The organism is Leifsonia sp. KNZ13-11D, from assembly GCF_056754895.1.
Window position 1 is genome coordinate 3,098,297 of the sequence record NZ_JBPGWU010000001.1, and the last position, 18,795, is coordinate 3,117,091.

Consider the following 18,795-nt stretch of genomic DNA (forward strand, 5'->3'; position numbering starts at 1 on the left):
GTCGATAAGGTGACGATCGAGAGACGGAGAACGTGACATGACCGACGCACGCGCGCTCGCACAGCACTTCGAGGAGGAGCGGCCCCGGCTCACCGCCATGGCTGCGCGGCTGCTGTCGTCGCACGCCGAGGCCGAGGACGCGGTGCAGGAGACCTGGCTGCGGCTGAGCCGTGCCGACACGGCGCACATCGACAACATCGACGCCTGGCTCACCACCGTCCTGTCCCGGGTGTGTCTCGACCAGCTGCGATCGCCCCGGCGGATGCGCGAGCGTTCCTGGGAGGCCGCCCCGTGGGCGGAGGAGCCGATATCAGGCCGCGGCGACCCCGCGGCGGAGGCGGAGACCGGCGATCGCATCTCCGCGGCCCTGCTGGTGGTGCTCGACGAGCTCAGTCCGGCCGAACGCATCGCGTTCGTCCTCCACGACGTCTTCGGCCGGCCGTTCGAGGAGGTGGCGGACGCCCTGGAGCGCTCCCCGCAGGCGGCCCGGCAGCTGGCGTCGCGGGCGCGCCGCCGGTTGCACGGCTCGCCGGACGGGGCGCGGAGCGATGTGCGACGCGCCCGGCCGCTCGTCGACGCCTGGCTGGCGGCGGCCCAGGGCGGCGATGTGCGCCGGCTGCTGGAACTGCTCGACGACGGCGCGGTCCTCGACGCGGATTACGGCACCAGCCGACAGCACGTTGCCGGCGCTCGGGAGATCGCCGCCCAGGCGGTCCTCGCCGAACGGCTCGCGGCGCACTCGACGCCCGTCCTGCTCGGAGGCCGGCCGGGCGTCGCCGCGGTGATCGGCGGCCGGGTGGTCTCGGTGATGGCGTTCGAGATCGCCGGGGGCCGCATCGTCCGGCTCGACGTGCTGGCCGACCCTGCGCGTATCGCGCGCCTCGACGTCGCAGGCGCGCTCGGACTCGAGTGACGACGAAGCGCCCCCGGCCGGTGGCCGAGGGCGCTTCGAGAGGTGTTACCGCAGGTACCTGTCGTAGAGCAGGGTCCTGCGGCACAGATCCGGCGGGTGGCAACCGCTGTCGCGGTCCTCACCGTGGAGCATCGCGTGACCGAAGTCACGCAGGCGCGAGGCGTATGCACGCCACGAACTGGTATTCATCGTGGTTCTTCTTCCGGTAGTGCGTCCTTGCACACCGATGCACGCGGGCGGGCGCGATCGGACGCGGGGATGGGTGAGCATCCGCGTCCGCGCGCCGCTTAACGCACGGAGGGCGTCGCCCCGTTGCGGGGGCGACGCCCTCCGCAACGCGGACACTCTCTATAGAGGAGGAGTCCGCGTCGCGCAGCGACTGTCAGCCGTCAGTAAGAAGAGCCCCGATGGGGCGCTGATTACTTGAGGGTGACGGTGGCGCCAGCCTCTTCGAGCTGGGCCTTCGCCTTGTCTGCGGTCTCCTTGTTGGCGCCCTCGAGCACGGTGCTCGGTGCGCCGTCGACGAGGGCCTTCGCCTCACCGAGGCCGAGGCTGGTGAGGGCGCGCACCTCCTTGATGACCTGGATTTTCTTGTCACCGGCGGCCTCGAGGACGACGTCGAAGGAATCCTTCTCCTCGACCTCTTCGGCAGCGGCGCCCGCACCACCGGCGGCCGGGGCGGCCACGGCGACGGGGGCGGCGGCGGTGACCTCGAAGGTCTCCTCGAACTTCTTCACGAACTCGCTCAGTTCGATGAGCGTGAGCTCCTTGAACGCGTCGAGCAGCTCGTCAGTCGACAGCTTTGCCATTGTTCTCTCCTTAGTGTGTGTGGTTACTCACCGCTGGCCTGGTCCTCGCGGACTCAGGCAGCGGACTCCTGCTTCTCACGCAGCGCGTCGACCGTGCGAACGGCCTTCGAGAGCGGTGCGTTGAACAGATATGCGGCTCCGAACAGCGAGGCCTTGAAGGCGCCGGCCAGCTTGGCCAGCAGAACCTCACGGGACTCGAGGTCGGCGAGCTTGCCTACCTCTTCTGCGGTCAGGGCGTTACCGTCGAAGTAACCGCCCTTGACCACCAGCAGAGGGTTTGCCTTGGCGAAGTCACGCAGCGACTTCGCGACGGCGACAGGGTCACCGTGCACGAAGGCGATCGCGGACGGCCCCGCGAGCTCGTCGTCGAACGACGAAATGCCCGCGTTGTTGGCCGCGATCTTGGTCAGCGTGTTCTTCACCACGGCGTAGGTCGCGTGCTCACTGATGGACTTGCGCAGCGTCTTGAGCTGAGCAACAGTGAGACCGCGGTACTCGGTCAGCAGAACGGCAGTCGAGCTCTCGAACAGTCCTTCGAGCTCGGCAACCGTGGCTTCCTTGTTCGCCATGGCCTACTCCTCAATCATCTTCGTCGCACATCGCGGGAGCGATGTGCCTGCCAGAGGCCGCTGGGCAAAGAAAAAAGCTCCGGCGCAAGGGCACGGAGCTGGCGACGCAGAGGACTGCGGAACTTGCTTCACACACCTGCGCGGGCGCCCACCTGAGTGGATCTTCGGTCGTGCACGCACGACGACCAGCGGTCTTTGGCTCCGTCAAGAGTACGGGATGGGCGACCCCGCGTGCAAATCGGCTCAGCCCACCGGCACGGGGGCGAGCGGCAGCGCGACGGTGAACACGGTCCGCCCCGGTTCGCTGGCGACGGTCACCTCTCCCCCGTGCGCCAGGACCACGGCTTGCACGATCGCCAGGCCCAGTCCGGTCGACCCGGTGGCGCGGTTGCGGGAGCTGTCGCCGCGGGCGAAGCGCTCGAACAGCGTCGCCTGCAGCTCCTCGGGGATGCCCGGCCCGTCGTCGGCGACCGTGATCACCGCGGTCCCGGCCTCGGGGTCGGCGCGGAGGCCGGCCGTCACGGTGGTGCCCTCCGGCGTGTGGACGCGCGCGTTCGCCAGCAGGTTCATCAGCACCTGGTGCAGGCGGGGCGCATCCCCGATCACCTCGACCGGCTCCTCGGGCAGGTCGAGCACCCACTCGTGGTCCGGGCCGGCGGCGTGCGCGTCGCTCAGCGCATCCACCAGCAGCAGGGTCACGTCCACCGGGTCGCGGTCGAGCTCGCGGCCCTCGTCGAGCCGGGCGAGCAGGAGCAGGTCCTCCACGAGCGACGTCATCCGGGTCGCCTCCGACTCGATCCGGCCGAGCGACCGTGTCACGTCCGGCGGCAGCTCGTGGGGCGCCCGCCTGGTCAGCTCGGCGTAGCCGCGGATCGAGGCGAGGGGTGTGCGCAGCTCGTGGCTCGCGTCGGCGACGAACTGGCGCACCTTCTGCTCGCTCGCCTGTCGAGCGGTGAGCGCAGAGGCGATGTGGCCGAGCATCCGGTTGAGCGCGAAACCGACCGTGCCGACCTCGGTGTGCTGATCCGTGTCGGCATCCGGAACGCGGACCGAGAGTGCGACGTCTCCGCGGTCGAGCGGCAGGGACGAGACCTGCTCGGCCGTGCCGGCGATCCGCTCCAGCGGGCGCATGGCGAGTCGGACAACGACGTTCGCGATGAGGAACGCGAACACGAGTCCGGCCAGCGTGACGAGCGCGATCACCAGGCCGAGCCGGGCCACCGTCGCGTTCACATCGCTGAGCGGCAGGCCGATGATGACGCTGTCGCCGTTCGAGAGCTGCGCCGCGGCCACCCGGTACGAGCCGAGGGCCTCGCCGAGGTCGACCGTCCGCGGCTGCTGGTCGGCGGGCACGCTCAGCAGGGCGAGGCCGTCGATCGTGACCGGCTTGGGGGCCAGCGGCTGATTCGTCTGCGAGGTCGGCCGGTCGGCCAGGATCACCGGCGGGAACAGCAGGCCGCCGTCCGCGCTGCGGACCGCGCCGAGGGTGCCCGTCGGCTGGCCGGGCGTCTGCACGACACCGGCGGCCTCCGGCACGGTCGGACCGCCCGCGTTGATGCGGTCGGCGGCGTGCTGGCCGCGCTCGAGCGCGGAGGTGAGCTGCCCATCCAATCGCTGCATCAGGTAGTTCTGCAGCGCGAAGACGCTGACCGTGCCGATCACGGCGCCCAGCACCGCGAGCATGGCCACGACGACGAGCACGACGCGGCTGCGCAGCGTCCAGGAGCGGAACGGGCGGATGCGCGGGACGCGGCGGGTCCCGCCGCCGTCCCGTTCCGCCGCCTGCGGGGCGCCCGCGACGCGGGCTGAGGTCATTGCGCGGCCTTCACCATGTAACCGGCGCCGCGAACCGTGTGGATCATCGGAGCACGCCCCGCGTCGATCTTCTTGCGCAGATAGGAGATGTAGAGCTCCACCACGCTGGACGAACCGCCGAAGTCGTAGCTCCACACGCGGTCCAGGATCTGCGCCTTGCTGAGCACGCGGCGCGGGTTGCGCATGAGGAAGCGGAGCAGCTCGAACTCGGTGGCGGTGAGCTGGATGAGCTGGCCGTCGCGGTGCACTTCGTAGCTGTCCTCGTCGAGCACCAGGTCGCCGACGATCAGCACCGGGTCCTCGTGGTCGGCGACCGCGGCGCGGGAGCGGCGCAGCAGGCCGCGCAGGCGGGCGACCAGCTCCTCCAGGCTGAACGGCTTGGTGACATAGTCGTCGCCGCCCGCGGTGAGGCCGGCGATCCGGTCGTCGAGCGAGTCCTTCGCGGTGAGGAAGAGGACCGGCGCCTCGTTGCCGTCGGCGCGCATCCGGGAGAGCACCTGCAGGCCGTCGATGTCGGGGAGCATGATGTCGAGCACCACGACGTCGGGCTTGAACTCGCGGGAGAGCTGGAGCGCCTGCTGTCCGGTGGAGGCGGTCTTCACCTCCCAGTCCTCGTAGTGGAGGGCCATCGCGAGCAGATCGGTGAGGGTCGCCTCGTCGTCGACGACGAGGACCCGGATGGCGGTGCCGTCCGCGCGGCGCAGCAGACTGCGGGACTGGCTGGAGGGCGCGGAGGCGGCGCGAGCGTTGATGGTCACCTTTCCCATTCTGAGGAGCGGTTTGGATGCCGACTATGCGGAACCTATGAAGTCTCTGAGCGACATGCTCACCGGATGGTGAGGGCCGTCTCCTCCGTGATCCTTGTCAGCTTCTGCGGATTCCGGACGAAGTAGAGGCCGGTGATCAGCCCGTCCTGGACCCGTGCCGCGAGAACGCCGTCCAGCGCGCCCCCGACGCTGAGCGCGAGAGCCGGATTGCCGTTCACGGTGGTCGGCTCAGCCGTGACGACGGCGCCCGTCTTGCGGATGCCCCCCGCGATGAGCCGCGCCACTTTGTCCGCGCCCATGATCGGCCGCGGCGCCGCCTGCTTGATGCCTCCTCCGTCGCTCACGAGCACGACCTCGGGGGCGAGCACCGCGATCATCGCCTCCGTGTCCCCGGTCTCCACCGCGCGGCGGAACGCATCGAGGGCCGCGCGCGCCTCGGCGGCGCTGACGGTGACGCGCGGCCGCCGGGCCTCGACGTGCTGCCGGGCGCGGTGCGCGACCTGGCGGACGGCGGCGGGCGTCTTGTCGAGGGTGGCGGCGATCTCGTCGAAGCCGAAGCCGAAGACCTCGCGCAGCACGAAGACGGCGCGCTCGGTGGGGCCGAGGGTCTCCAGCACGACCATCAGCGCCATCGACACGCTCTCCGCGAGTTCGGCGTCCTCGGCGACGTCCGGCGACGTGAGCAGGGGCTCCGGAAGCCACGGACCGACATACGACTCGCGCCGGCGGTGCGCGGTCCGCAGCCGGTTGAGCGCCAGACGGGTGGTGATGCGCACCAGATAGGCCCGGGGCTCACGCACCTCCGCCTGGTCGACGGCGCTCCACCGGAGCCAGGTCTCCTGCAGCACGTCCTCCGCATCCGCCGCCGACCCGAGCATCTCGTAGGCGACCGTGAAGAGGAGGTTCCGGTGCGCCACGAACAGCGAGGTCGCGTCGTCCGTTCGATGCGAGCTCATGCATCCTCCCGTCCCGGGGTCGCGCCTGCGCCGACGGCGGCCGAGGCATCCACTGCGAGCATACGGCGGCGCTCCCGGTCGCCGAAGAGCGCGGGAAGCCGGGTCGCTCCGGGATGCCGCGCTTCGAGCGCGAGCTGCTGCACGGTCCCCCGGCACACGAGTTCCTTCACCGCCGCACCGGCGCGCCCGCCGATGTGCGCCCCGGTCGCCGTGTCGTTCCTGTGCTCGAACTGGAAGATCCCGTGACGCCGGCCGAGGCTCATGCAGAGGCCGACGAACGCCATGGCGAACGGCTCGGGGTCCCGCCCCTCGATCCGGCGGAGCACGGTGTCGGCGGCATGACCGCCGAGGGGTCCGGCCGCCTGGCAGCTCATCCGCAGAGGACGACCGGACGGCGCGGCCGAGTCGCCGGCCGCGACGATGCGGTCGTCGTCGATGCTGGTCAGCGACTCGTCGGTGAGGAGACGACCGGCGGCATCGGTGGTGAGCCCGCTGCGTCGCGCGAGGCCGGACGCCACGAAACCGGCCGCCCAGATGGTGAGCGCGCTGGGGCGGGTGCTGCCGTCCGCCAGCAGGACCGCATCCCGTTCGACCGCCGTCACCCGGGAAGCGGGGCCGTCCTCCACCGCGACGCCCAAGGCGCCCAGCCGGCGAGCGACCGAGCGCCGGCCGCGGGGATGCAGCGACGGACCGAGGGGTCCGCCGCAGTACAGCGTGACGGACCGTCCCTGCCCGGCGAGCTCGGAGGCGACCTCGATACCGAGGGGACCGCCGCCCACGACGGCGATGGGTGCCGTCGCGGCGACGGCGGCGAGCTCCGCTCGCAGCCTATCCGCGTCGCCGAGCTCGGCGATCGGGAGGGCGTGCTCGGCCGCGCCCGGAACCCCGGCGAGCGCACGGACGCTCCCCGCGGCGTAGACGAGGTGGTCGTAGGCGAGCCGCCCGCCGGAGGAGAGCTCCAGCCGCCGGGCGGCCACATCGATCCGCTCGACGGCGTCGACGACCAGGTGCACCGACGGCGCCAGCACCCTCCCGAACTCCACGACGGCGTCGTCGGTGCCCGCCGCCAGCTGGTGGAGCCGGATGCGCTCGACGAACACCGGCCGCGGATTCACCAGGGCGACGGACACACCGTCGTGCCCGCTGAGCCGGTTGGCCGCGGCGACACCCGCGTACCCGCCTCCGACCACCACGACCTCGGCCTGCTGCTGCATGGGATTCCTCCTTCTGATGTGCCTTCACCCGTACGACACGGCAGGGCCGGAGGATGTGACACTCCACAGGAAGATGGGCACTCAGCTGATGCATAGCTTCGCCATAGCGTGCCGCAAACGCCGGTCCTTAACCTCCCGCAAGAAGTTCATCCGACAGCACAGTTTGGAAGCCAATGTTCGGGACCTACCTGCGGCGCGAGCTGATCAACCGCCGCAAACAGACGATCATCATCGCGATCGGGATGGCACTCGCGATCGCCCTCGTCATCATCGTCAACGCCGTGTCGGCCGGAGTCCGGGAGGCGCAGGAGAGCGTCCTGCAGTCGGTGTACGGCGTCGGCACGGACATCACGGTCAGCCAGCCGGCCACCACGCAGAACGCCACGGCCGAGCAGGGCCAGGGCGGCGGGCCGCGGTTCGACTTCGGCGCGCAGGCCGGGACCGACACTGGCACGGCCCGGCAGGTCAACACGTCGCGCCTGCAGACGACCCGGGGCGCGACCGTGATGGACGCATCCACCCTGACCACGGTGAAGGACGTCAAGAACGTGGCGTCCGCCGCCTCGGTGCTGTCGCTCACCAACACCAGCTTCAGCGGTACGCTGCCGAACTTCCAGCAGTTGCGCCAGGAGCGGCAGAGCGGCCAGGCGCCAGCTCCCACGGGAGGCGCGGACGGCGCCGGCGGCAGCTCGTTCACCGTCGACTCGTTCTCCGTGCTCGGTCTCGACCCGGCGGGCAAGTCGGTCGGACCGCTGGCCTCGGTCACGCTGACCGGCGGACGCAGCTTCACCGCGGCCGACGCGGGCAAGGATGTGGTGGTCCTCGACGCGAGCTACGCCAAGACGGCGAGCAAGGCCGTCGGCGACACGGTCACGATCGGCGGCACCGACTTCTCCGTCATCGGGATCGTCGCGGCTACGGGCTCCGACGCGACCACCGCGGCCAACGCCTACATCCCGCTGGATGTCGCCCAGACCCTCTCCGGGCAGACCGGCAAGATCTCGTCCGTCTACGTGAAGGCGGCGTCCTCGGGCGACATCGACCAGATCAAGACCGACATCGGCAAGGCGGTCTCCGGGGCGACCGTGAGCACCCAGGCCGACCTCGCGTCCACGGTCTCGGGCTCGCTCGGCAGCGCCGGTGAGCTGATCGCGAACCTCGGGACGTGGCTCTCCGTCATCGTCCTGGCGGCGGCCTTCCTCATCGCCATCCTGTTCACCATCTCGGGCGTCACCCGGCGCACCCGCGAATTCGGGACGCTCAAGGCCATCGGGTGGTCCAACGGCCGCATCGTCGGCCAGGTGGCCGGCGAGTCGGTCGTGCAGGGCGTCATCGGCGGCGTGATCGGTGTGGCCATCGGCCTGCTCGGTGTGCTCATCGTCAACGTGATCTCGCCCACCCTCACCGGGAGCGTCGCCCGCAGCACCACCACCAATGCGGCGCGCGCCGGCTTCGGCGGAGCGGGCGGCGCCGCGGCGGGCGGAGCCGGGGGACGCGGCTTCGGCGGCGGCTTCGGCGGCGCCTTCGGGGCGGCGCGCGAGGCAGCGACCTCGTCCGCGAACATCGCCCTGCACGCACCGGTGACCCTCTGGATCATCGTCGGCGCGGTCGCCCTCGCCGTACTCGGCGGACTGCTCGCCGGGGCGATCGGCGGCTGGCGCGCCTCCCGTCTCCGCCCTGCCGCCGCGCTGCGCTCGGTCGCCTGACCGCCCTTCCGACCTTCAAGGAGTCACGATGTACACGCTCACCGACGTCACGAAGAAGTACAGCCAGTCCAAGCGCCAGGTCGTCGCCCTCGACGACGTGAGCCTGGAGATCCCGGACGGCCAGCTCGTCGCCATCCAGGGGCCGACCGGCGGAGGCAAGTCGACGCTGCTGCAGATGCTGGGGGCCCTCGACCGGCCCACGGCAGGTTCGGTCCGGCTCGGCGCCGACAGCCTGTCGACGCAGCGGGACGGCAAGCTGGCCAAGATCCGCGCCAAGGAGATCGGCTTCGTCTTCCAGGGCTTCAACCTGATCCCCACCCTGACGGCGCAGGAGAACGTCGAGACCGCGCTCGCGCCGCTGAAGGTGAACGGCGCGGAGCGCAAGCGCCGCGCGTCGGAGGCGCTCGCCTCGGTCGGGCTCGCGGACCGCGGCAACCACCTCCCGTCGGAGCTCTCCGGCGGCCAGCAACAGCGCGTCGCCATCGCGCGCGCCCTGGTGAAGAACCCGGAGGTGCTCCTCGCCGATGAGCCCACCGGCAACCTGGACGAGGAGACCCGCGACGAGATCATGGACCTCCTGGAGGGGCTCTGGCGCGATCGCGGCCTCACCGTCGTGATCGTCACGCACGACTCCGCGGTGGCGAAGCGCGCGCAGCGCCGGCTGCACATCAAGCACGGGCGGGTCAGCGAGGTGGCCTGAGAACACCGCCCGAACGGACAGATGCCCGTCCCCGCGACACCGGGGGCGGGCATCGCCTTTCCGCATCCCCATTCAGTCGAGAGGGACGACCACCATTCCGAGCGCCTCCGCCAGCACCACGGCCTGACGCTGGTCGATCACGGTGCCGCGCAGCACGACATCGGACGGGTCGACGCCGGTCAGGTCGCTGCCCGCGATGCTGGCGGCGGTGAGGTCGGCGCCGGTGATCAGCGCTGCGCTGAGGTCGCATCCCGCGAACCGCGTCTCCTGGCAGCGGGCCTCCGAGAGGTCGGCCTCGCGCAGCCGGACGCCCTCGAAGGTCGCCCCGCGCAACTCCGCCCGGCGCAGACCCACGAACGACCAGTTGCCGCCCTCGACCTTCAGGAGCGGGAACTCGCAGCCGTGGAAGGTGCTGCCGGTCAGCTTGCAGCGGCGGAACGTGCTGTCGAAGAAGTTGCACGACTCGAACCGGCAGTTCACGAACGCCGACTCGTCGTGCTCGCTGACGTTGAAGCGCACGCCGCGGAACACGCACTCGGTGAACGTGGCTCCGGTGCTTCTGAGCTCCGTCATGTCCACCTTGTCGAACAGCATCCCGGTGTACTCGACGCCGTCGAGGTCGCGCCCGTACCAGTCCTCGCCCGTGATGGTGTCGCCTGTGCTCGTCACGGGGCCGAGCCTAGCGCTGCGCTGCGGAGGCCGCGCGGAGTAGCATCCTGCCCACGGGAAGGGGGCGACGATGACGACTCTGGATGGGCGCGACGCGACGGCGCTGCTGGTGATCGACGTGCAGAACGGGGTGATCGGCGAGGCGTATCGGCGGGACGAGGTGGTCGAGCGCATACGCGGGCTCGTCGACCGGGCGCGCCGGGAGTCGGTCCCCGTGGTCTGGATCCAGCACTCCGACGACAACGTGCCGTACGGCAGCGAGGCGTGGGAGTACGTCCCGGAGCTGAGCCGCGCGGACGACGAGCCGCTCGTGCCCAAGCAGTACGCGGACGCCTTCGAGGACACGGCCCTGGAGTCGGTGCTGGCGGATGCGGGTGTCGGACGGATCGTCGTGACGGGCTCGCAGACCGACGAGTGCATCCGGGGGACCATCCACGGCGCGGTCGTCCGCGGCTACGACGTGACGCTGGTCGGGGACGCGCACACGACCGAGGACCTCTCGCCGTGGGGTGCTCCGCCTCCCGAGCTGGTGATCGCCCACACGAACCTGTACTGGTCGAACCACCGGGCTCCGGGCAGGACCGCCGAGGTGGTGGACGCCGCGGAGGTCGCCTTCGCCTGACCGTCGCCCCCCGGCCCGACGCTCCGGGCCCGGGCCCGGCCTCGCCCGGCACCCTCGGAGCATGGCCCGCGACCTCGCGGACTTCTTCGGCGATGTGGGCCGGGTGGTCTTCCACCTGGCCGTCAGGCCGGCGTGCGCCGGGCGGAGCGCTTCTACGGCGCTTCCTCACCGCGAACATCGTCGGAGCGCTCAGCTGGGGTGTGCTGATCACCGCGTGGCTGCTGGATCGGCGGGCGGCGCGCCGGGGCGGCGCAGCGCCGGAGGATCTCGGCGGCCGCGTCTGACCGGCTACGCTCGCGGGCGCCTCGGCCGGCGCCGGAGGAGGAGAAGGACGCCGGCGCCGACGGACGATGCGCCCAGCAGCACCGCCCAGGGCGCGGCGACCGAACCGGTGTCTGCGATCGTCGCCTCGGATGCGGTCGCCCCGGAGGGCGGCGCTGGCGTCCCCGGTGCGCCGACCACGATGGAAGCGCTGGAGGGAAGCGATACGGCGGTTCCCCCATCCGCCGTGGCTGTCGCGGTGTTGCGGATCGTTCCCGAATCGGCCGGGGTGATCGTGTAGCCCGCCGTGCAGGTCATCGTCTGCTCCGAGCCCAGCGTCGTCGTGGGACAGGTGGCCTGGGGCACCGGGCCCGCACCCGAGAAGCCATCCCTCGTCTCCACGATCTCCAGCCCGGTGAGCACGGTCGTACCGGTGTTCGTGACGACGTAGCTGTAGCTCAACCGGTCGCCCGGGCGGACGCCGCCTGGTGCGGAGACCTGTTTCGTCAGGGTGAATGACGGTGTCCCGGGGGTCGGGATCGATGCCGTCGACGGAGCTGTCCCGATCGTCCGGCCATCGGGCGCATCCGCCGATCCGGTCGCCGTGTTCGTGATCCCGCCGACATCGATATCGGCCGCTGTGACGATGTAGTCGGCGGTGCAGCGGGCGCTGGCTCCGGGAGCCAGAGAGGTTCGCGGACAATCGGGCGCGGGCGCGGTGCCTGCGCCGCTGAACGACACCTCGTCGATGCCGAGAGCGCTGAGGGTCTGGTTGCCCGTGTTGGTCAGGGCATAGGTGTACAGGATGCGCGCTCCCGGGACGAAGTGGCCCGCGTCGCTCGGCGATGCGGTCTTCACCAGGGTCAGTGCCGGATCCTGGAGCGCCGGAACCACGAGGATGGCGGGCGCCGAGCTCAGCGGGTTCCCTCGAGGGTCCAGGGCGATCGCTGTGGCAGCGTCGCCGACGACGCCGTTGTCGAGGTCGGCCTGCGTAGCGGTGTAACGGGTCGTGCAGACCGTCGCGGCACCGGGTGCGATCGTCGTGACCGCGCAGCCGATCGGCGCGAGGTCGGCAGGATCGCTCGGCGGATCGAGCTGGTCCGCCACCCGGACGGCCGACAGCGTCTGATTGCCCGTGTTCGTGACGGTGAAGCTGTAGTCGATCACTTGTCCGGCCCGCTGCACCTCTGCGGTCGTGCTGGTCTTGTCGACGGTCAGCGAGGGCGCCGGACGGATCGTCACGACCGCGGTCGACGGGGCGGAACCGGTCGGCTGGGCAGCCGCCGGCGCGAAACCTTCGGCGATCGCGGTGTTCGACACGCTCCCCGCATCCGCGTCGGCCTGCGTGATCGTGTACGCCGACGTGCAGGTCTCGGACGCACCGGGAACCAGGGTCGCTGTCTCGCACACCACCGGGCTCGGTGTGCCGGAGCCGCTGAAGGTGCTCTCGCTCACGGTCACGCGATCGAGCGTCACGTTGCCCGTGTTGGTCACCGCGAACCGGTACGCGACATCATCACCCGCGCCGTCGACGGTGCCGGGCAGCACGGTCTTCTGAAGAGCGATGCCCGGGAGGGGCTCGAAGGGGAACGGCGCGCTCGACGGCGCCGAGACGACCGCCGCGCCGAGAGGCGATCGGCCGGTGGCGGTGGCCGTGTTGTCCAACGTCCCGGCATCCACGTCGGCTTGGGTGACGGTGTAGCTCGCGGTGCACACCGCCTGGGCGCCCGGAGGAAGTTCGCCGGAGGGGCACGCCGGAGCCGGCGGTGTTCCTGTGCCCGTGAACGCCGTCTCCGAGACATCGGGTGCTGCGACGGTGACGTTGCCCACGTTCGTGATGACGTAGCTGTAGACGATCGTCTCGCCGACGAACAGCGGCCCGAGGGTCGGCCCGCTTGCGGACTTGTCCAGAGTGAGGGCGGGGCGCTGATCGACGGGGAGTCCGACCGTCGACTCCGCCGACCCGATCAGCGCTCCCCCGGGCGTGGTCGCTGCGGCGCTCGCTGTGTCCGTGAGCATCCCGTGATCGACGTCCGCTTGCGTCGTCGTGTACGTCGCGGTGCAGAGGGTGGAGGCGGAGGGGGCGAGCGAGGTGGCGTCGCAGGTGACCGGGCTGAGATTCGCGGGATCCGCGGGCGCGGTGACCATGTCCGTCACCGACACCGCTGTGAGCGTCTGATTGCCCGTGTTGGTGACGAGGAAGGTGTACGGCACGGCCTCACCCGACGCGACGACCGCCGTCGTCGTGGTCGATTTCAGCACGGTGATCGAATTCGCCACCTGCACAGGCACCGTCAGCTCGGAGGCGGGCGACACGACGGTCGAACCGTCGGGAGCGTCGCCGGAGGCCACCGCGCTGTCGACGACCTGGCCGTTGTCCAGGTCGGCCTGGGTGGTGTCGTAGTCGGCACTGCAGACCATCGCGGCGCCGGGGCCGAGTGTCGCGAGCGGGCACGTGACCGCGCCGAGACGATCCGGATCGGAGGGCGCCTTCGGAGTGTCGGTCACCTCGACGGCGGTGAGCGTCTGGTTGCCGCTGTTCGTGACCGTCAACGTGTAATGGACGACCTGTCCGGCATGCGTCACCGCCCCTGTCGCACTCGCCTTGACGACCGTCACAGCAGGCTGCGGGTGCACGGGCACCGTCACGGCGGAATCGTCCGCCCTCACGACGGCTCCCTGCGGGTCGGAAGCGAAAGCAGTGCCGAGGTCCGACACGCTCCCGCTGTCCAGATCCGCTGCCGTCGTCGTATAGGACGCCGTGCAGACGACACTGCCGCCCGCGACGATCGTCGTCTGAGGACAGGAGATCGGGGACAGGTTCGCGGGATCCGAGGGAGCACGGAGCTGGTCGCCGACATTCAGACCGAACAGCGTCTGATTGCTGGTGTTCGTCACCTCGAACGTGTACGGGATGACCTGTCCGATCGTGTCGATCCGGCTGGTCGTGGTCGCCTTGACGAGGGTCAGACCGCCCTGCGCGACGACCGGGATGCTGACATCGGCCGGATCGGCGAACAGCCGCTGACCATCGGCCCCGGTTGCGGATGCGGATGCCGTATCGGCGAGTCTCCCGTTGTTCAGATCCGCAGCGGTCGTGAGGTAGGTGGCCGTGCAGGTGACCGACGCCGACGGCGCCAGGGTCCTGACCGGGCAGTCGATCGGACCGAGGTTGCTCTGCTGCGAGGGCGCCTGAACCGTGTCGCTCACGTCGATGCCGGTGACGCTCTGAGTGCCCGTGTTGGTGACGGTGAACCGGAAGGGAACGGCCTGGCCGATGCTGCTCACCTCGTCGACATCGGCCGACTTGGAGAGCGTGATCGAATTCGCGATCGGCGACACCAGGACGTCGACCCGCGAGGGCGCCGAACTCACCGGGATCGGACCGACCAGGCCGGTCGCGGTCGCCGTGTCCCGCACCTGACCCGCGTCGACGTCCGGCTGCGTCACGGTGTACGTCGCCGTGCAGATCATCGACTCACCGGGGAGCAGCGCGGTCTGCGGGCAGGCCACGGGCGAGAGATTGGCAGCATTCGCCGGCGCACTGAGGGCATCCGTCACGATGATCGCCGTCACGGTCTGCGTCCCCGGGTTCGTCACCACGTAGCTGTAGGTCACCTGCTGGAACACGCCGGTGATGATCGAGGTTCCCGCCGACTTGACGATGGTCAGTGCGGGGGGTGCAGCGGGAGCCGGGATGGTCAACGACGACGGCGCCGAGACCGTTCGCGCGCCTTCCGCGGTGTTTCCGGACGCCGTCGCCGTATCGGTCACGCCGCCGTTGTCCACATCCGCCTGCGTCGTGACATAGGTGGCGGTGCACACTTCTTCGCTGCCCGGCTGCAGCAGCGGCCGTTGACAGCTCGCGGCGCTGAGGCGGCTCTGGTCGGCGGGAGCCTGGAGCTGGTCGTCCACCGAGATCTCCGACAGCACCCGGTTGCCGGTGTTCACCACGCGGTAGCTGAATTGAACCGTCTGTCCCGAAGCGGTGATCACCGCGGTGGACGACGACTTCGTCACCGAGATCGCCGGGCTGGATGCGGCGGGGATGGTCAGAGTCGACGGGTCCGAGGGCGCGACAGGCAACCCCGCACTGTCGGAACCGCCGGCGACGGCGCTGTCCGTCACCGATCCGTTCTCCAGGTCGGCCTGGGAGACGGTGTACGTCGCCGTGCATCGCACCGTGTCGCCCGGCAGGAGTGTCCCCGGAGGGCAGTCGATGGCCGACAGGCCGCCCTGCGACGAGGGCGGTTGCTGCGTGTCGGTGACGGTGACCTGGGCGACGGACGATCCCGAGACGTTGGTCACATCGAAGCGCAGAGGGATCTGCTCGCCGGCTCGTGTGAACACCGTGCTGCTCGAGCTCTTGGCCATCGCGAGCGCAGGAATGGAGGTGATGGTGAGCCCGGACGGTCGCGACTGCAGTTGCGCTCCGGACGGGCCGGTCGCCACGGCGACGGCGGAGTCCTGGATGAACCCCTTGTCGAGGTCGGCCTGGCTCACCGTGTAGGTGCCGGTGCAGACGGTCTGCTCGGAGGGTGCAAGGCTCGTCACGGGGCAGGTGACCGGCGAGGCGTCCGAGGGCTGCGACGGCGGGAAGACCGTGTCCGCAACGTGGGTACCGGTCAACTCCGTGTTGCCGATGTTCGTGACGGTGAACGAGAAGGGCACGGTCTGCCCGGGCGTCGTGATCCGTGTCGTGGTCGACGTCTTCAGGATGCTGATCGCCGGCTGCGCCGCCAACGGCACGATCACGCTCGACAGCGCCGTCGTGAAGGTGCTGCCGCCGGGGTCGATCGCTGTGGCGTCCGCGCTGTCCTGCACCCTTCCGGCCGCCAGGTCCGCCGCCGTCACCGTGTAGGTCCCGATGCAGGTGGCCGACTGATGCGCGAGGAGCGTCGACACGGGGCAGGTCACCGCGGACGCGTTCCCCGGCACCGCCGGCGGTGCGACCGTGTCGTGGATCTGGAGCGACGAATACGGCACATCGGAGTCGTTCGTGACCGTGAATCCGAACTGCACCACCTGTCCGATCTGGGAGATGCTCTCGGATGACGAACCCTTGACGATCGTCAACGGCGCTGTCGCCACCGGGATGGACGCCGAGGACTGCGGCGAACCGACGAGCGCCCCACCGGGGTCGCGACCGGATGCGACGGCCGAGTCGTTGATCGATCCGTTCGCGAGATCCGCGGCCGTGGTCGTGTAGGTTCCCGTGCAGACTTCGGAGGCGCCGGGCGCGAGCGTCGGCTGCGGACAGGTGACCGGCGTCATATCCGCGGGAAGCGAGGGCGCTGCGGGAGTGTCGGAGACCGTCGTTCCCGAGATGGTGACGTTGCCTGTGTTCGTGACCGTGAAGGTGTACGGCACGTGCTGGCCGACGGCCGAGACCACCGTCGTGGTCGATGCCTTCACCAGCCGCAGGGCTGCGATCGGGACGGTGATGCGCAGCGACGACGGCGAGGACCGCACGGGGTTGCCCACCGGGTCGGTCCCCGTTGCGACCGCGGAATCGGAGACCTGTCCGAGATTCAGATCGGCCAGGGTCACCGTGTACGAGCCGGTGCACGCCGTCGAGGCTCCCGCGGCGAGAGTCGTCGCCGTGCAGGTGATCGGACCCATGTTGGCGGGGAGGGCGGGGGCGAGCTGCGTGTCGGAGACGGCGACGTTCGAGATCGTCAGCGTGGAATTGTTCGTGACCTGGAACGTGTAGGGGACGAGCTGCCCGACGGCTGTCAGTGTTCTGGTGGTGGAGGTCTTGACGATGGAGAGCGAACCAGGAAGGGACGACGGGACGGTCAGCGCGGCCGGCGACGAGGAGACGGCGACGCCCTCGGGATCGGTGGCCGATGCGACGGCCGAATCTCCGAGCGAACCGTTCTCCAGGTCGGCTTGAACAGCGGTGTATCGGGCCGTGCAGACTTCCGAAGCGCCCGGCGCGAGCGACGGTTGTGGACAGGCGACGGGCGTCAGGTTGGACGGAGGCGAGGGGGGCGAGACGGTGTCCGTGACTCCGACGCCGAACAGCTGCACGTTGCCGCTGTTCGTCACGGTGAAGGTGTAGGGCACGATCTGTCCCACGGCGGAGACCAGTTCGGTGGGGCTCCCTTTCACCACGGAGATCGCCGGCTTCGGCGCCGCCAACGTCAAGCGCGCCGGCGGCGCGGTCACCGTCGACCCTCCCGGGTCCAGACCGGTGGCCGTCGCGGTGTCGGAGAGCGAGCCGTGGTCGATGTCCGCTTGACTGACGGTGTACGTGGCGGTGCAGGTCATGGAGTCGTGCGAAGCCAGGGCGGTCTGCGGGCATTGGATGGGCGTCAGCCCGGACTGGGAGGCGGGCGCAGCCTGCGTGTCGGTCACGGTGACGTCGGTCAGTGGAGTCGGCCCCCGGTTCTCGACGAGGAACTTGTAGGTGACCACCTGGCCCACCCGGCTGATGGCCGTGGCGGCCGACGTCTTCGAGATGACCAGGGACGCCGGCGGCCGGACCACCAGCGTCGCCGTGCCCGGCGCGTTCACCCCGTCGAGTCCGTCCGACGATGCGAAGTTCCCGGGTCCGTTCGAGTAGGTTCCCGCGGAGGACGCCTGCACCTGGACGGTCACCGAGCACGACGACTGCCCCGTGTTCAGGCTCCCCGAGACCCGCACGTCCGCCGCTCCCGGAGCTGCTGCGACGGTCGCCCCGGCACAGGTGGTCGAGGCGGCGCCGGTGGTCGTCAAGCCGTCGGGCAGCGCGTCGTGGAAGGACCAGCCGGACTTCGCGGCGAGCTCGAGCGTATTGGTGATGGTGAAGGTCAGCGATGTCACGCCGCCCGCGGCGATGGCACTCGGATTGAAGGACTTGTCGAGTTGTGGGGTGACGTCGAGGACGGTGGGATCGGAGAAAGCGGAGTCGTTTCCGTAATTCCATCCCCGCCCCAGGTTCTCGAGCACCAGGCCCGCCGTGGGCTGGCCACTCCATTTGAGCGGCGCCGAGACGATGTTGGCCACGGCGGCACCGTTGACGACCTTCGCGCCCGGGGCCGTGCACGGGTTGAGGTTGGAGCTGAGCGGCAGCTTGGTCGTTCCGTTCAGCAGCGAGAACGTCAGGGACGGGTCGGAGTCGGGTCGGCCGCTGAGGGTGTTGCACAGGGGCCCGAGGCCTCGGAAGGCGATCGCGGCGAACTGCGCCGAGACGACGTAGAAATGCCCCTGGGTCATCGGAATCCGGTTGCTCGTCGTCTGGAGCATCACCGTGCCCGACGGCGCCTGATAGGTGCCGTCGGTTGCTTCCGCGAGAACGGGCTGGGTCCGCGCTGCCGCCGGCAGCAGCCCGTTGAACTGCCCCAACGCCAGGGCCATCTGGGTCAATTCGGCATACGCGTTCGTCGGGCACGTGGTGTTGTTCACCGTGTTGGCGTTGAGGACGAAGCCGTTGCATCCGCGCGGCGCCACCCAGTAAGGGTCACCGGTGTAGCCCACTCCCTGGGCCGGGGGCCCTCCGGTGTAGTTGAGAAGCGAGACCGGCGTGGTCACGCTCGCATTTCGGAAGTCTTCGGTGTACACCGCCGTGCCCGCTTGCGGCGCGCCCGGCTGGCCGGGCACGGTCGCGACCGCGGGGACCGTGATCGCGACGGCGGATGCGGCGAGCGTGAGGATGACAGCTGCGACGCCGATCGGTCGGGCCGCGCGGCGCGATCCCCGTGCGCGCACGATCGCTCCTCTCGCCGGGCGGGTCGTGACCGGTCGAGTCTGATCGGTTCAGGCCGAGGCTAGATGCGCGCACGCAGGCGCCGCAATGCACTTGTCGTCCGT

Annotated in this window: 12 protein-coding genes; 4 read left to right on the forward strand and 8 right to left on the reverse strand. The window is 70.3% G+C overall.

The annotated features are described in order from the left end of the window. Positions 1-37 precede the first annotated feature (37 nt). Entirely contained in the window at positions 38-913 is an 876-nt protein-coding gene (locus tag ACR9Y5_RS15195) for a sigma-70 family RNA polymerase sigma factor (RefSeq protein ID WP_481298727.1), read from the forward strand. Positions 914-1,332: 419 nt separating this feature from the next. Here the strand turns inward: ACR9Y5_RS15195 and rplL are convergent, their stop codons facing one another. The 6 genes from rplL to ACR9Y5_RS15225 all read right to left on the reverse strand — a co-directional run bounded on the left by rplL (position 1,333) and on the right by ACR9Y5_RS15225 (position 7,043). Next, positions 1,333-1,722: a 50S ribosomal protein L7/L12 gene (gene rplL / locus ACR9Y5_RS15200; protein ID WP_064110997.1), complete on the reverse strand. Its 390-nt coding sequence runs from the start codon at positions 1,720-1,722 to the stop codon at positions 1,333-1,335. Positions 1,723-1,775: 53 nt separating this feature from the next. Then, positions 1,776-2,291 carry a 50S ribosomal protein L10 gene (gene rplJ / locus ACR9Y5_RS15205; RefSeq protein ID WP_310134259.1) on the reverse strand — a complete coding sequence of 172 codons (516 nt, stop codon included), beginning with the start codon at positions 2,289-2,291 and terminating at the stop codon, positions 1,776-1,778. A 243-nt stretch (positions 2,292-2,534) separates the two neighbouring features. Beyond that, entirely contained in the window at positions 2,535-4,106 is a 1,572-nt protein-coding gene (locus tag ACR9Y5_RS15210; protein ID WP_481298728.1) for a sensor histidine kinase, read from the reverse strand. Beyond that, positions 4,103-4,864: a response regulator transcription factor gene (locus ACR9Y5_RS15215; protein WP_481298729.1), complete on the reverse strand. Its 762-nt coding sequence runs from the start codon at positions 4,862-4,864 to the stop codon at positions 4,103-4,105. The genes ACR9Y5_RS15210 and ACR9Y5_RS15215 overlap by 4 nt, the downstream gene beginning before the upstream one ends. A 68-nt stretch (positions 4,865-4,932) precedes the next feature. Beyond that, a complete protein-coding gene (locus ACR9Y5_RS15220) occupies positions 4,933-5,829 on the reverse strand; it encodes an RNA polymerase sigma-70 factor (RefSeq protein WP_481298730.1) in 897 nt (298 codons plus the stop codon). Further along, a complete protein-coding gene (locus ACR9Y5_RS15225; RefSeq protein WP_481298731.1) occupies positions 5,826-7,043 on the reverse strand; it encodes an NAD(P)/FAD-dependent oxidoreductase in 1,218 nt (405 codons plus the stop codon). The genes ACR9Y5_RS15220 and ACR9Y5_RS15225 overlap by 4 nt, the downstream gene beginning before the upstream one ends. Positions 7,044-7,216: 173 nt before the next feature. Here ACR9Y5_RS15225 and ACR9Y5_RS15230 point away from each other — a divergent pair, with 173 nt between their 5' ends. Together ACR9Y5_RS15230 and ACR9Y5_RS15235 are read left to right on the forward strand one after the other, a co-directional pair. After that, positions 7,217-8,749, forward strand: coding sequence for an ABC transporter permease (locus ACR9Y5_RS15230; protein ID WP_481298732.1), 1,533 nt, complete (start codon positions 7,217-7,219; stop codon positions 8,747-8,749). Positions 8,750-8,777: 28 nt separating this feature from the next. Then, positions 8,778-9,449 carry an ABC transporter ATP-binding protein gene (locus ACR9Y5_RS15235; RefSeq protein ID WP_481298733.1) on the forward strand — a complete coding sequence of 224 codons (672 nt, stop codon included), beginning with the start codon at positions 8,778-8,780 and terminating at the stop codon, positions 9,447-9,449. A 72-nt stretch (positions 9,450-9,521) separates the two neighbouring features. Here the strand turns inward: ACR9Y5_RS15235 and ACR9Y5_RS15240 are convergent, their stop codons facing one another. Beyond that, on the reverse strand, positions 9,522-10,118 hold the full coding sequence (locus ACR9Y5_RS15240) for a pentapeptide repeat-containing protein (protein ID WP_481298734.1): 597 nt from the start codon (positions 10,116-10,118) through the stop codon (positions 9,522-9,524). A gap of 70 nt (positions 10,119-10,188) precedes the next feature. Between ACR9Y5_RS15240 and ACR9Y5_RS15245 the strand changes: the two genes are divergently transcribed. Further along, positions 10,189-10,740 carry an isochorismatase family protein gene (locus ACR9Y5_RS15245; RefSeq protein ID WP_481298735.1) on the forward strand — a complete coding sequence of 184 codons (552 nt, stop codon included), beginning with the start codon at positions 10,189-10,191 and terminating at the stop codon, positions 10,738-10,740. Positions 10,741-11,028: 288 nt separating this feature from the next. Here ACR9Y5_RS15245 and ACR9Y5_RS15250 read toward each other — a convergent pair whose 3' ends face one another. Further along, positions 11,029-18,693 carry a DUF7507 domain-containing protein gene (locus tag ACR9Y5_RS15250; RefSeq protein WP_481298736.1) on the reverse strand — a complete coding sequence of 2,555 codons (7,665 nt, stop codon included), beginning with the start codon at positions 18,691-18,693 and terminating at the stop codon, positions 11,029-11,031. Between the last annotated feature and the right edge of the window lie 102 nt (positions 18,694-18,795).